The 13305-nt window shown below is 70.1% G+C and carries 12 protein-coding genes; 4 read left to right on the top strand and 8 right to left on the bottom strand.

All coding sequences use genetic code 11. The annotated features are described in order from the left end of the window. Positions 1-115: 115 nt before the first annotated feature. Both ACFV9G_RS27645 and ACFV9G_RS27640 read right to left on the bottom strand, forming a co-directional pair. A complete protein-coding gene (locus ACFV9G_RS27645; RefSeq protein ID WP_378732211.1) occupies positions 116-1225 on the bottom strand; it encodes an NAD(P)H-dependent flavin oxidoreductase in 1110 nt (369 codons plus the stop codon). After that, positions 1222-2886 (bottom strand): acyl-CoA synthetase, encoded by a 1665-nt coding sequence (locus ACFV9G_RS27640; protein ID WP_378732208.1) that lies wholly within the window; start codon positions 2884-2886, stop codon positions 1222-1224. Before ACFV9G_RS27640 ends, ACFV9G_RS27645 begins: the two co-directional genes overlap by 4 nt. Before the next feature lie 48 nt (positions 2887-2934). On the opposite strand from ACFV9G_RS27640, the gene ACFV9G_RS27635 reads away from it, so the two are divergent. Continuing rightward, on the top strand, positions 2935-3738 hold the full coding sequence (locus ACFV9G_RS27635) for a crotonase/enoyl-CoA hydratase family protein (RefSeq protein WP_378732204.1): 804 nt from the start codon (positions 2935-2937) through the stop codon (positions 3736-3738). A 17-nt stretch (positions 3739-3755) separates the two neighbouring features. Here the strand turns inward: ACFV9G_RS27635 and ACFV9G_RS27630 are convergent, their stop codons facing one another. The 6 genes from ACFV9G_RS27630 to ACFV9G_RS27605 form a co-directional block, all read right to left on the bottom strand. Beyond that, positions 3756-4367, bottom strand: coding sequence for a cytochrome b/b6 domain-containing protein (locus ACFV9G_RS27630; protein ID WP_378732201.1), 612 nt, complete (start codon positions 4365-4367; stop codon positions 3756-3758). Further along, positions 4367-5947, bottom strand: a complete 1581-nt coding sequence (fadD8, locus tag ACFV9G_RS27625) for a fatty-acid--CoA ligase FadD8 (RefSeq protein ID WP_378732198.1) — start codon at positions 5945-5947, stop codon at positions 4367-4369. Before fadD8 ends, ACFV9G_RS27630 begins: the two co-directional genes overlap by 1 nt. 53 nt (positions 5948-6000) lie before the next feature. Then, positions 6001-6717 (bottom strand): PaaI family thioesterase, encoded by a 717-nt coding sequence (locus ACFV9G_RS27620; RefSeq protein ID WP_378732195.1) that lies wholly within the window; start codon positions 6715-6717, stop codon positions 6001-6003. 105 nt (positions 6718-6822) lie between these two features. Beyond that, positions 6823-8037 carry an NADH:flavin oxidoreductase gene (locus ACFV9G_RS27615; protein WP_378732191.1) on the bottom strand — a complete coding sequence of 405 codons (1215 nt, stop codon included), beginning with the start codon at positions 8035-8037 and terminating at the stop codon, positions 6823-6825. Beyond that, positions 8034-8894 carry an SDR family oxidoreductase gene (locus tag ACFV9G_RS27610; protein WP_378732188.1) on the bottom strand — a complete coding sequence of 287 codons (861 nt, stop codon included), beginning with the start codon at positions 8892-8894 and terminating at the stop codon, positions 8034-8036. Before ACFV9G_RS27610 ends, ACFV9G_RS27615 begins: the two co-directional genes overlap by 4 nt. Then, positions 8891-9940, bottom strand: coding sequence for an LLM class F420-dependent oxidoreductase (locus ACFV9G_RS27605; RefSeq protein ID WP_378732185.1), 1050 nt, complete (start codon positions 9938-9940; stop codon positions 8891-8893). The genes ACFV9G_RS27610 and ACFV9G_RS27605 overlap by 4 nt, the downstream gene beginning before the upstream one ends. A 144-nt stretch (positions 9941-10084) precedes the next feature. Here ACFV9G_RS27605 and ACFV9G_RS27600 point away from each other — a divergent pair, with 144 nt between their 5' ends. From ACFV9G_RS27600 to ACFV9G_RS27590, 3 genes are read left to right on the top strand one after another with little or no spacing between them, the layout of a single operon-like run. Continuing rightward, a complete protein-coding gene (locus tag ACFV9G_RS27600) occupies positions 10085-11038 on the top strand; it encodes a Zn-ribbon domain-containing OB-fold protein (RefSeq protein ID WP_378732182.1) in 954 nt (317 codons plus the stop codon). A 10-nt stretch (positions 11039-11048) separates the two neighbouring features. Next, a complete protein-coding gene (locus ACFV9G_RS27595) occupies positions 11049-12104 on the top strand; it encodes a thiolase domain-containing protein (RefSeq protein ID WP_378732179.1) in 1056 nt (351 codons plus the stop codon). After that, the gene (locus tag ACFV9G_RS27590; protein ID WP_378732176.1) at positions 12104-13267 is read left to right on the top strand and encodes a thiolase domain-containing protein; all 1164 of its coding nucleotides are present in this window, start codon (positions 12104-12106) and stop codon (positions 13265-13267) included. Before ACFV9G_RS27595 ends, ACFV9G_RS27590 begins: the two co-directional genes overlap by 1 nt. Positions 13268-13305 lie beyond the last annotated feature (38 nt).

Below are 13305 nucleotides of genomic sequence, written 5' to 3'. Positions count from 1 at the left end.
GCGTCACTAACTCCCTTGTTGTGTTTTTGGGTTTTTTTTAAGGCCCCCCCGTTATTTGGTATTTATAAGGGCGCGGGCGGGGGCCCCCGCGCCGCCGCCTTCGTGGTGCTGCGGGCTATCCCTCGGCGATCGCGTCCAGGCGCTTGACGGTCGCCTCGAACTCGGCGATGAGGTCGGCCATGACCGCGGCGACGGGGCGTACCTCGTTCATCCGGCCGACGATCTGTCCGACCGGCATCGCGACGACGTCCGGGTCCCCGGCGTCGTTGATGCGGTTGTGGGCGTCGGAGACGAGCAGGTTCTGCAGCGGCATCGGCAGCGGCGCCGGGGAGCCCTCGGCCTCCCAGGCGTCGGTCCACTTCGACTTCAGGAGCCGGGCCGGTTTGCCGGTGTAGATCCGCATCCGGCGGGTGTCGGCGGAGGTGGCGCGGGTGAAGGCGCTCTCCCAGCCCGCGTGGGTGTTGAGGTTGCGGTACTCCGAGGTGCCGAGCCAGATGGAGCCGGTCCAGACGCCCTGCGCACCCAGCGCCAGCGACGCTGCGATCTGACGGCCCGAGCCGATCCCGCCGGCACCCAGCACCGGCACATCCGGCCCGACCGCGTCGACGATGTCGGGCTGGAGCACCATCGAGGCGATCTCCCCGGTGTGCCCACCGGCCTCATAGCCCTGGGCGACGATGATGTCGACGCCGTTCGAGACGTGCGACACCGCGTGCTTCGGGGCACCGGCGAGCGCGGCCACCTTCACCCCGTGCTCGTGGGCCTTCTCGATCACGTCGTTGGGCGGGGTGCCGAGCGCGTTCGCGATCAGCACCGGCCGGTGCTGCAGCGCGACGTCGACGTGCGAGCGCGCGGTCGAGTGCAGCCAGCCGAGCACGCCCTCGCGCCCCTCCCCCTCCGGCAGCGGCGGCACGCCCAGGGAGAGCAGCGTCTTGTCGACCCACTCGGTGTGCTCAGCCGGGATATAGGCGGACAGGTCGGTCGAGGTGCCCTCGGTCGGCACCTTCATCGGCATCACGACGTCGACGCCGTACGGCTTCCCGTCGGTGTTCTCGTCCATCCAGGTCAGGGTGCGGTCGAGCTCCTCGGCGTCGTTGAAGCGTACGCAGCCCAGCACGCCCAGCCCGCCGGCCTTGGAGACCTCCGCGGCCACGTGCTCCGAGGGGGTGAAGGCGAAGATCGGGTAGTCGATCCCGAACGCCTCGCACAGTGCCGTACGGATCATGCCTTTGCTCCTTCGGGGTCCTGCTCTGTTGCGGTCGCTTGGGTGGCCAGGGCGATCTCCTTGGCCTTGGGGTACTGGGCCTTGCCCGTGGCGTTGCGGGGGACCTCATCGACGATCGTCAGGGCACGCGGCAGCTTGTAGCCGGACAGGTGAGCCCGCAGGAACGTACGCAGCCCCTCGAGCTCGATGGTCGCGCCCGGTCGCGGCTCGACGACCGCGGCGACCGCCTGGCCGAAGCGCTCGTCGGGGATGCCGACGACCAGCGTGTCGTAGACGTCGGGGTGCGCCTTGATAGCGGCCTCGACCTCCTCGGGGTAGACCTTCTCGCCACCGGTGTTGATGCAGTTGGAGCCTCGGCCCAGCAGCGTGAGGCGGCCGCCCTCCTCGATCCGGGCGTTGTCGCCCGGGATCGCGTAGCGCTCGCCGTCGATCTCCACGAAGGTCTTCGCCGACTTCTCGGGGTCCTTGTAGTAGCCGACCGGCACGTGGCCCTTGCGCGCGGTGCGGCCGATCTTGCCGACGTCGGTGGCGAGGTCGAGGGGGTGGCCGTCGTCACCGATGACGGCAGTGTGCGGACCCGCGGTGACCACGGGGCCGTCGGTCGAGAGCGCGGAGGCGTCCTGCAGGCCGGTGCCCTGGAAGCCGGTCTCGGTCGAGCCGACCGAGTCGGTGAAGACCGCGTTCGGGAAGGCCCTCATCCAGCGTTCCTTGACCGACTTGGAGAAGATCGCGGCGCTGGAGGCGATGGCGAACAGCGACTGGCCGTCGAAGCTCTGCCCGTTTCCGGGACCGGCCTCGTACGCGTCGATGAGCGGCACCGCCATCGCGTCACCGGTCATGAACATCATCTGGACCTTCTCGCGGTCGACGATCTCCCAGGTGCGTACCGGGTCGAACTTCGGCTCCAGGATCGTCACCTGGCCGGCGAAGAGGTGCATGAGCAGGCTCGCCTGGGCACCGCCGTGCATCAGCGGGCTGAGCGGCAGGGTGATGAGCCCGTCGCCGGCGGCCTGCTTGGACTGGTCGTACTCCTCCAGCGGCACGCCGGTCATGAAGTCGATGCCGCCGCCGAGCACGCGCCAGAAGTCCTCGTGGCGCCACATCACGCCCTTGGGGAAGCCGGTGGTGCCGCCGGTGTAGATGACGTGGATGTCGTCGGCGCTGCGCTCGCCGAAGTCGCGGGCATCGGACTGCCCGGCCAACGCCTCCTCGAGGGTGACACCGCCGAACGGGCTGAGGTCGGAGTCGTCGTGGGGCTCGAGCGGGTTGGGGACGGCGACGAACGTCGTCAGGCCCTCCAGCTTCGGGGCGACCTCGGCGACCAGCGGCGCGTAGACACGGTCGTGGACCAGTGCCTTGAGGTCGGCGTTGCCGAAGAGGTACTCCAGCTCGGCGGCGACGTAGCGATAGTTCACGTTGATCGCCACCGCACGGGTCTTGAGGATCGCGAGCAGGGCGATGACGTGCTCGACGGAGTTCTTGGAGTAGAGCCCGACGTGATCGCCCTTCCCGATCCCCTGGCCGGCCAGGTAATGGGCCAGCTTGTTGGACTCACGCTCGAGCTCGGCGTAAGTCACTGTGCGTTCGCCGACTTGGACGGACACCTTCTCAGGCGCGGCGTCGACGGCGTGTTCGAAGAGGTCAGCAAGGTTCAGCGCCATGACTGCGAGACTAGAACACGTTTCAGTTTTCCGCTAGGGTCTGGTGTTATGCCGATCACAGAAACTTCTGCTCAGCCGCACGCGATCGTCGAGCAGGACGGCCACAAGCTCATCGTCACGATGAACCGTCCCGAGCGCCGCAACGCCCTCTCCTCCGAGATGATGCGGATCATGGAGGACGCCTGGGACCGGGTGAACTCCGACCCGGAGATCCGGGTCTGCATCCTGACCGGCGCCGGCGGCTACTTCTGTGCCGGGATGGACCTGAAGAAGGCGGACGAGAAGCCGCCCTCGGAGTCCTTCAAGGAGGGCTTCGACCCGACGGTGATCAAGGGGCTGCTCAAGGGATTCCGACTCACCAAGCCGCTCATCGCGGCCGTCGAGGGTCCCGCCATCGCCGGCGGCACCGAGATCCTGCAGGGCACCGACATCCGGGTCGCCGGCGAGTCGGCCAAGTTCGGCGTCGCCGAGGCCCGCTGGTCGCTCTACCCGCTGGGCGGCTCCGCGGTCCGGCTCCCCCGCCAGATCCCCTACACCGTCGCCGCCGAGCTGCTCCTGACCGGGCGTACGCTGCTCGCGCCCGAGGCCAAGGAGCTCGGACTCATCGGCCACGTCGTCCCCGACGGCACCGCGCTCAAGAAGGCCCACGAGCTCGCCGACATGATCGCCGCCAACGGGCCCCTGGCCGTCCAGGCGATCCTCCGCACCATGCGCGAGTCCGAGGGCAAGCACGAGGAGGAGGCCTGGGCCGACGACGCCAAGGTCGGTGCCGCCGTGTTCGCCTCCGAGGACGCCAAGGAGGGCCCCAAGGCCTTCCTGGAGAAGCGCAAGCCCGAGTTCAAGGGACGCTGAGCCTCAGGCCCGCCCCTTCACGTACGCAGCCCCGGGAGCATCCGGGGAAGCAGCCCACGGCGCAGCACCAGCAGCAGATGGACGCCGATCGCGACGAAGAACGCGACGTGGGCCGCTACATGCAGGGCGACCAGGTCGTCGGAGACCGCCACCAGCGCGAGACCGGTGGCCGGGACGACGAACATCAGCGCGAGCAGCACCCGCTCGGTCACATGGGCGACCCGCCGGTCGGCCGCGGTCAGTCGCGGGTCCCACGGCGGCAGCGAGGCGATCAGACGCCATCCCAGCCGCAGGGCGCCCAGCAGCAGGATCGCCAGGCCGAGCAGGAGGTGCAGCTCGGGCAGAGCGATGCCGTCGAGGCCGATCCGGCCGTCCCACAGGTCGGCCCAGGCCGTGGCGAGCGCACTCTCCTCACCCGTCCGGGCCTCACACGCCTCCTCGAGGCGGTCCAGGCGCTCCTCCTCCGCATCGGAGGTGTCGCCGCCACTGCGGTCCTCCCCCGGCGGGTCGCAGTCGGTCTCCGTCGACATCGAGTAGCCGACCACGAACTGCAGCACGAACGCGGCGACGGTCAGCCAGTGCAGGGTCTTGGCGACGACCCCGTAGCCCGTTGTCGTCGCGGCTGCCATCAGGAGTCAGTGTAGCGTGCCCGCAGGGCCTTCTTGTCGGGCTTTCCGAGGGCGGTCATCGGGATCGCGTCGATCTCGATGACCGTCTTCGGTGCCTGGACCGAGCCCTTCCGCTCCTTGACCAGAGCCTGGATCTCGGCGACGACCGCGTCGTCGAGAGCGGCCCCGGGGCGTACGACGACGACGGCCGTCACCGCCTCGCCGAACTTCTCGTGCGGGGTGCCGATGACGGCGACCTGGGCGACGGCGGGGTGGGTCGCGATGACGTCCTCGACCTCGCGCGGGAAGACGTTGAAGCCGCCGGTGACGATCATGTCCTTGGTGCGGTCGACGATGTACCAGAAGCCGTCCTCGTCCTGGCGGGCGACGTCGCCGGTGTGCATCCAGCCGTCCCTGAACGTCTCGGCGGTGACCTCCGGCAGCTGCCAGTAGCCACCGGAGAGCAGCGGTCCGGCGACGCAGATCTCGCCGGGCTCGCCCGGAGCGACCGGGGTGCCGTCGGCGCCGATCAGGGCCGTCCGCACGAGCGCCGAGGGGCGGCCGCAGGACGTGAGTCGGTGGGTCGCGGGCGTGCCGTCGGCGTTCACGTGGTCACCCTTGGCGAAGTAGGTGATCGCCATCGGCGCCTCGGACTGGCCGTAGTACTGGGCGAAGATCGGCCCGAACCGCTCGATCGCCTCGGCCAGGCGCACCGGGTTGATCGCGGAGGCGCCGTAGTAGACGGTCTCCAGCGAGGACAGGTCGCGGGTGCGGGAGTCGGGGTGGTCCAGGAGCGCGTAGAGCATGGTCGGGACCACCATCAGCGAGGAGATCTTCTCCCGCTCGATGGTCTCCAGGACGGCGGCGGGGTCGAACTTCGGCATCACGAAGAGCGTGCCGCCCTTGATCACGACGGGCACGAAGAAGGCGGCGCCGGCGTGCGAGAGCGGCGTACACATCAGGAACCGGGGCGCCTCGGGCCACTCCCACTCCGAGAGCTGCACCTGGGTCATCGTCGCGAACGACCCGGCCAGCCCGATCACGCCCTTCGGCTTCCCGGTCGTCCCGCCCGTGTAGGTGATCGAGGTGACGTGTCCGGGCGGCAGCAGCCGCGCGGTCAGCGGCTCGACCTCGTAGGTCGCCGCGGCAGCGACCAGGTCGACCCCGACCTCCGCCAGCTGCGACGGCACCGGCCCGATGGTGAGCACCTGCTTGAGCCCGGGGCACAGCTCGAGCAGCTCGACCGCCCGATCGGCGAAGTAGGGGTCGATGACGATGCCGGTGATGCCGGCGTCGTTGATCACATACGCCTGGTCCTCGGCGCTCCCCAGCGGGTGCAGCGAGGTGCGCTGGAAACCCTGGGTCTGGCCGGCACCGAGGATGAATAGCACCTCGGGACGGTTGAGCGCGAGCAGCGCGGTCGCCGAGCCGGTGCCGGCGCCGAGCGCCTCGAACGCCTGGACGTACTGGCTGATCCGGGCCGACACCTCCGCCCCGGTCAGGCTCACGTCGCCGAGATGGATGATCGGACGGTTCTTGTGGCGCTCGAGCGCCGAGACCATCAGATGACCGTTGTGGGGACCGATGCGGCTGGTATCCATGCCCGCACCCTACCGCGAAACTAGAACGTGTTCTAGAGGTTGAAGCGGGAGTCTCAGGCGTCGCCGACGTGCTCCCGGTCGCCGCCGTCCACCTGCTGCCGTGCCCAGCGCGGCAGGATGAAGATCCCTTCGGCCTCGACGCACAGCACCGGCTCGGAGCCGTCGGCCGGCCGGGTCAGCAGACGGCCTCGTACGATCGCCTTCACGCCCTCGGTCGAAACGATCCGCGCCTCACCGTGCAGCGGACCCAGCGGGGTGCCGTGCTTATAGACGATGGTCAGGGTGCCGGTCATCCCGGGGCGACCACCCGCCGAGGCGGCCTCGCCGAGCAACTGGTCCAGGATCAGCGCGGAGACACCACCGTGGACCAGTCCGGGCGGGCCCTCGTACGCCGGGCCGAGCTCGAAGTCGGCCCAGATGGCTTCACCGTCGCGCTGGACCGCCAGCGGCGGGGCGAAGGCGTTCCCCTTCCCGACCACCGGGTTGCCGTAGTTGCGGAAGCCTCCGTCGGGCCCGAACCGGACCCCGTGCGGCCCCGGCAGCGCGTCCGCGAGCAGGTCGTCGGTCAGGGCCTCGACCCGGCTGCGTACGTCCTCGAGGACCGCGTCCGGGACCTGGGTGCGCACGACCGCGTCGACGAGCCTGCGCACCGAGTCGGTCAGCGGGACCAGGGTGGCCTCGCGCTCCTTGATCTCGGCCTTGGTCATGTCGTCGTGGACGTATCCGGGAGGCGCCTGCGGGTGCTGGGAACGTCCGTAGTGCATCGACATCTGGATCCTCACGGTCAGGATGGGGGCAGCAGGATGGGGTGAGCGAGCGTCAGCGAGTGAACCATCAGCACAACCCGCCGTCGCGTCCGTATTCTCGCGCTTGCGCTACGGAGGCGACGGCGTGGCCTCACCGTAGACGTGGTCGGTGTCGAGGTGGCAGTGGGTCCCCGGATAGATGGTCGACATGCACAGGTTGCAGTGGATGCATCTCGACACGGTCTCGGGGTCAGCCTGGAGCCGGTTGACCAGATCCGGCTCCCGGAGCAGCGCGCGGGCCATCGCGACGTACTCGAAGCCCTCGTCCATCGCGGTGCGCATCCCGGTCAGATCGGTGACCCCGCCGAGGAGCACCAGCGGCATCGTGAGGGCGCGGCGGAACTCGCGGGCGTTGTCGAGGAAGTAGAGCGGCTTGTAGGGGTACTCCTTGAAGAAGCCCCTCCCCACCATCCGCATGCCCATCCTGATCACCGGGTGGAGCGGCATGTTGGCCGCCATCTCGCGGTAGGGGGCATCGCCGCGGAAGAGGTACATCGGGTTCATGAACGAGGAGCCGCCGGTGAGCTCGAGCGCGTCGAGGTGACCGTCGGCCTCCAGCAGCCGCGCGAAGTCGAGAGACTCCGGCAGGTCGAACCCGCCGCGGTAGCCGTCGCGCATGTTCATCTTGGCCAGCACGGCGACCTGGCCCCCGACCGCCTCCCGCACAGCCGCCAGGATCCGGCGCGGGAACGAAGCCCGGTTGGCCGGCGACCCGCCGAACTCGTCGGTGCGCGAGTTGAGGCGCGGGCTGAGGAACGAGCTGGGCAGGTAGTTGTGGCCGAGGTGGACCTCGATCGCGTCGAACCCGGTCTCGACCGCCATCCGTGCCGCGGCCGCGTGCTGCTCGACCACCCGGGCGAGGTCCTCCGCGGTCGCGGCGCGGTTGAACGCCATCCCGAGCGCGTTGAACGACCGCGTCGGCGCCAGCGACGGCACCCCGTTGGACTTGGCGTTGGCCACCGGCCCCGCGTGTCCGATCTGGGCCGAGACCTTGGCGCCGGTCGCGTGGACCTCCTCGGTCAGCCGCCGCAGCCCGACCAGCGCCTCCGGGCGCCAGTAGATGCAGTCGGCATGCGTACGTCCCTCCGGGGCCACCGCGAGATAGGCGACCGTGGTCATCCCGACGCCGCCCTCGGCGACGGCGAGGTGGTAGTCGATGAGCCGGTCCGAGACCAGCGCCCCGGGCGAGGCGCCCTCGAAGGTCGCCGCCTTGATCACCCGGTTGCGCAGGGTCACCGGACCCAGCGTCGCCGGAGCCAGCGGGTCGGTCGTGGAATCGGTCACGCGCGCACCTTCCTGAACTCGCGCATCCTGCGCAGATAGCCCCGCAGCCGCCTGCCGGGCACCGGCCGCGGCCAGTCGTCGGCCCGGAACCAGGCGTCGGTGCCGCCGTCGACCACCACGACGCTGCCGACCATGAAGTCCGCGGCCGGGCCGAGCATGTGGATCACCCAGTCGGCGAGCAGGCCCGGGTCGCCGTAGCCTCCGGCCGGCACCGGGAAGGACTTGATCTGCTTCGCCTCGCTCGGCGTCGCCAGCTGCTTCTCCAGCAACGGCGTCAGCACCGCGCCCGGTGCGATCGCGTTGAGCCGGATCCCTGCTCCCACCCAGTCCGGCTCGACCGCGTGTCGCCGCACCCAGCGGGTCACCGCGACCTTCGAGCCGCCGTAGGCCATCGCCGGCGCCCCCTTCCCGAAGATCCGGTACGCCTTCACTGCCCGTTCCGCGTCGCCCTCGAGCAGCGCGGCCACCGCCCGGCTCGGAACCAGCGGCATCGTCGTGGTCGAGTTGCTCGAGAACACCACGACCTTCGCGCCACCGGCTGCGGCCAGCGCCTCGCGCCAGCCTTCGAGGAGCTCGACGACGCCGAAGTAGTTGACCTCGGTGATCAGCGCCGGCCGCTCCCGGCCCGGCGCAGGCCCGAGACCCGCCGCGAGGACGGCCCCGTCGAGCCGGCCGCCGCACGCGGCGAGCACCTTCTCGGTGGCGTCGCGACGGCCTTCAGGCGTCGACAGGTCGGCGACGACATCGGCCTCGGCGATGTCGACGGTGATCACCCGGTGCCCAGCGGCGAGGAGCCGTTCGACCACCGCGGCCCCCATCCCCGAGGCCGACCCGGTGACGGCGTAGACCTCCGTCATCCGATCACCTCGGCGATGCGATGGACGTCAGCGGCCGAGCCGAGGCTCAGCAGCAGGGTGGTGACACCGGTCTCCTCCCACTGGGCCACCTTCTCGCGTACCTCGCCCTCGGTGCCGATGATGTGCAGGTCGTCGACGAGCTCGTCGGGGATGAGCGCGGTGGCCTTCTCCTTCTCGCCGGTCAGATAGAGGGCCTGGACCTGGCCGGCGAGCTCGGCGTAGCCCATCCGCTCGAAGACCTGGTTGTGGAAGTTCTGCTCCTTGGCACCCATCCCGCCCATGTAGAGGGCCGCGAACGGCTTCATCGCTTCGAGCGTCGCCTGCTTCTCCTCCGCGTTCGCGACGACCTGGAGGTGGCAGGTCGCGGCGATCTCGAAGTCGTCGGCGGTCCGCCGCGCGCCGGGTCGCGCGAAGCCCTCGGCCAGCCAGTCGGCGTACATCGGGGCGGACCGCGGCGTGTAGAAGATCGGGATCCAGCCGTCGGCGATCTCGGCGGTCTGCGCAACGTTCTTGGGGCCTTCGGCGCCGAGCCAGATCGGGATGTCGGCCCGCAGCGGGTGCACGATCGGCTTGAGCGGCTTGCCGAGCCCGACCGAACCCTCGCCCGTGAACGGCAGCGGGTAGTGCGGCCCGTCGTTGGTCACCGGCGCCTCTCGCGCAAGCACCTGGCGGACGATCGAGACGACCTCGCGGGTGCGGGCCAGCGGCTTGCCGAAGGGCTGGCCGTACCACCCCTCGACCACCTGCGGACCGCTCACGCCGAGCCCGAGGACGAACCGGCCACCGGAGAGGTGATCGAGCGTCAGCGCGTGCATCGCGATCGAGGTCGGCGTACGTCCCGACATCTGCACGATCGAGGTGCCGAGCCGGACCCGCGAGGTCTCCCGGCCCCACCAGGCCAGCGGCGTGAACGCGTCGCTCCCCCACGCCTCGGCGGTGAAGATCGCATCGAACCCCGCCTCCTCCGCGGCGGCGACGAGCTCGCCCACCCCGGTCGGTGGCTGTGCTCCCCAGTAGCCCAGCTGTAGCCCCAGCTTCACTCTCATCGACTCCTTCGTCGCCTCTTACGGGTTGTGGCCAATACTAGAACGTGTTTCACTTTCTGTCATGAACGAGCGCCAGCGAGTGAACATAGAAGCCCTCTTGCCGCCACCTCCGTATCCTGGCGCGTGCGCAACGGAGGTGGCGGCATGAGTCGCACCCTTCAGGCACCCGTGACGGTCGCCTTCGACTACACCAGATCCACAGGCCCGGTGATCGGCCGCTTCCTCACCGGGCTGCGAGACGCCACCATCGTCGGCGGCCGGCTCGGCGACGGTCGAGTCGCCGTCCCACCACCTGAGTACGATCCGGTCACGCACCAGGCCGTGACCGAGTTCGTCGAGCTCCCCGACACCGGCACGGTCGCCTCGTGGACCTGGGTCAGCGAGCCCGTCGCCGGCCAGCCGTTCGACAAGCCGTTCGCGTGGGCCCTGATCACCGTCGACGGGGCCGACACCCCCTGGCTGCATGCGGTCGAGGTCGCCTCCCCCGACGACATCGAGACCGGGATGAAGGTCCGCGCCCGCTGGGCCGAGGAGCGCACCGGGTCGGTCAACGACCTGGTCTTCGAGCCCGACGACGGCGGCGCCCGCGAGGCCACCACGCCTGCCGGCGACAGCGAAGAGGTCAGCCGGATCGTGACCCCGGTCAGCCTCGACTACCACTACGCGGCCTCGCCGGAGGAGTCCTCGTTCTTCCGCGGCCTGGCCGAGGGTCGGATCCTGGGCCAGCGGTGCCCGAAGTGCCGCAAGGTCTACGTCCCGCCGCGCGGCGCCTGCCCGACCGACGGAGTGCCGACCGCGGAGGAGATCGAGCTCTCCCACGTCGGCACGGTGACCACCTTTTGCATCGTCAACGTCCCGTTCCTGGGCCAGAAGATCAAGCCGCCCTACGTCTCCGCGTACGTCCTCCTCGACGGCGCAGACATCGCGCTGCAGCACCTGATCCTGGACATCCCGGCCGAGGAGGTCCGGATGGGCATGCGGGTCGAGGCGGTCTGGAAGCCGCGCGACGAGTGGGGCACCAGCATCGAGAACATCAGCCACTTCGCGCCGGCCGACGAGCCGGACGCGGACTTCGACAGCTACAAGCACCACCTGTGAGGAGCGCTCAGTGAGAGACGTTGCCGTCGTCGGGTTCGCCCAGCGACAGATGAAGGACTTCGACGGGTCGCCCAGCATGGCCGAGCTGCTCGTGCCGATCCTGGCCGAGTGCTACGAGCAGACCGGATGGGCCAAGAAGGACATCGGGTTCTGGTGCTCGGGCTCGTCCGACTACCTGGCCGGCCGGTCGTTCTCGTTCGTGAGTGCGATCGACGCGATCGGGGTGCTGCCTCCGGTCAACGAGTCGCACGTCGAGATGGACGCCGCCTGGGCCCTCTACGAGGCCTGGCTGAAGATCCAGACCGGCGAGGTCGACACCGCGCTGGTCTTCGGCTTCGGCAAGGCGTCGGCCGGCGTGCTGCGCCGGACGCTGACGCTGCAGCTCGACCCCTACACGATGACGCCGCTGTGGCCCGACACCGTCTCCCTGGCCGCGCTCCAGGCGCGCCTCGGGCTCGACGCCGGACTCTGGGACGAGACCGCTCTGGCCGAGGTCGTCAACCGGTCGCTGACCGACGCGGAGAAGAACGAGTACGCCGTCCGTGCCGGCGGCTCCTCGGTGGGCGAGCTGCTCGCCCGGCCGATGTTCGCCGACCCGCTGCGCAAGCACGACTGTGCTCCGGTGACCGACGGCGCGGCCGCGATCGTGCTCGCCGCCGGCGACCGGGCGTACGACGCCAACCAGCGTCCTGCCTGGATCACCGGGATCGCGCACAGCTCCGACGGTCTCCACCTCGGCACCCGCGACCTGACCATCTCCGGATCGGCCGAGCGGGCAGCGGCTGCCGCCGGCGGCACTGCGGGTGTCCAGGTCGCCGAGCTGCACGCGCCGTTCAGCCACCAGGAGCTCGTCCTGCGCTCGGCACTCGGGCTCGGGGACGACGTCGCGGTCAGTCCTTCGGGTGGAGCGCTCGCCGCCAACCCGATGTTCAGCGCCGGAGCGATCCGGATCGGCGAGGCCGCGAAGCGGATCTGGGACGGGTCGGCCGACAAGGTGCTCGGCCACGCGACCAGCGGGCCCGCACTGCAGCAGAACCTCGTGTGCGTGATGGAAGGACGAAACTGATGGGCAAGACCCCAGCCGCCGTGATCGGGATCGGCCAGACCCACCACCGCGCGAAGCGCGAGGACGTCTCGATGGCCGGGCTGTGCCGTGAGGCGATGGACCGGGCGCTCGAAGACGCCGGACTGACCTTCGACGAGATCGACGCCATCGTCATCGGCAAGGCACCGGACCTGTTCGAGGGCGTGATGATGCCCGAGCTCTACCTCGCCGAGGCGCTGGGCGCGGCCGGCAAGCCGCTGCTCCGGGTGCACACCGCCGGGTCGGTGGGCGGCTCGACCGCCATCGTCGCCTCCTCGCTGGTGCAGGCCGGCGTCCACAAGCGCGTTCTCACGGTGGCCTTCGAGAAGCAGTCGGAGTCCAACGCGATGTGGGCGCTCTCGGTGCCGATCCCGTTCGTGATGCCGGTCCACGCCGGCGCGGGCGGCTACTTCGCCCCGCACGTACGCTCCTACATCCGCCGCTCCGAGGCACCCTCGCACATCGGCGCGATCGTCGCGGCCAAGGACCGCAACAACGCGCTGAAGAACCCCTACGCGCACCTGCACAACGAAGGCACCACTGTGGAGTCCGTGCTGGCGAGCCAGATGCTCTGGGACCCGATCCACTACGACGAGACCTGCCCGTCCTCCGACGGCGCCTGCGCGATGGTGATCGCCGCCGAGGACGTCGCCAAGACGTACGAGGCGCCCGCCTGGATCCACGGCACCGTGATGCGCTCCGAGCCCACCTCGGCCGCCGAGCGCGACCAGGTCAACCCGCAGGCGGGACGCGAGGCAGCGGCGGCACTGTGGAAGGCGACCGGGATCACCGACCCGGCCCGCGAGATCGACTGTGCCGAGATCTACGTGCCGTTCGCCTGGTTCGAGCCGATGTGGATCGAGAACCTCGGCTTCGCCCCCGAGGGCGCGGGCTGGAAGCTCACCGAGGCCGGCGAGACCGCCCTCGACGGCAGCCTGCCGGTCAACATGAGCGGCGGCGTACTCTCCTCCAACCCGATCGGTGCCTCCGGCATGCTCCGCTTCGCCGAAGCCGCCCTGCAGGTCAGGGGCCGCGCCGGCGAGCACCAGGTCGACGGCGCCCGCCGCGCCCTCGGCCACGCCTACGGCGGCGGGTCGCAGTTCTTCTCGATGTGGGTCGTGGGTTCGCAGCCCCCGACCAACTGACCTCGTCGAGTGGGGGGGGGGGGGACTGGCCGCGGGAC

The organism is Nocardioides sp. NPDC059952 (genome assembly GCF_042730435.1).
Classification (GTDB): Bacteria; Actinomycetota; Actinomycetes; order Propionibacteriales; family Nocardioidaceae; genus Nocardioides.
Note: the sequence above shows the minus strand (reverse complement) of the source record. Positions and strands in the feature narration are given on the sequence as shown.